The sequence below is a fragment of the Planctomycetota bacterium genome (assembly GCA_039819165.1).
Classification (GTDB): domain Bacteria; phylum Planctomycetota; class Phycisphaerae; order Phycisphaerales; family UBA1924; genus JAHCJI01.
On record JBCBSM010000020.1, the window covers coordinates 1 to 544 of the forward strand.

Sequence of the window (544 nt, forward strand, 5' to 3'; positions counted from 1 at the left end):
GTGACCTTCCCGCTCTTCGTCGAGGTCGACAGGGTCTTCAACTTCGCCTGCCCGGCCTCGCCCAAGCACTACCAGTTCGACCCGGTTCAGACCGTGAAGACCTCGGTGCACGGCGCCATCAACATGCTGGGTCTGGCCAAGCGCACGCGCGCGCGCATGCTCCAGGCCTCGACCTCCGAGGTCTACGGCGATCCGGGGATCCATCCCCAAGGCGAGACCTACTGGGGGCACGTGAACCCGATTGGTCCCCGCGCCTGCTACGACGAGGGCAAGCGCTGCGCCGAGACCTTGTTCTTCGACTATCACCGCCAGCATCAGATCCGGATCAAGGTCATGCGGATCTTCAACACCTATGGGCCGAAGATGCACCCGAACGACGGCCGGGTGGTGTCGAATTTCATCCGCCAGGCGCTGGAGGGCGAGGACATCACCGTGTTCGGCGACGGCTCGCAGACCCGGTCGTTCTGCTACCGCGACGACCTGGTCGAGGGAATGCTGCGGATGATGAACGGCCCGGACGACTTCGTCGGACCGGTGAACATCG

General features: G+C 64.3%; 1 protein-coding gene. It reads left to right on the forward strand.

What is annotated here, in order from left to right:
* Nucleotides 1–544 (forward strand): NAD-dependent epimerase/dehydratase family protein (locus AAFX79_13825; GenBank protein MEO1009634.1); only part of this gene is annotated, 544 nt, incomplete at both ends.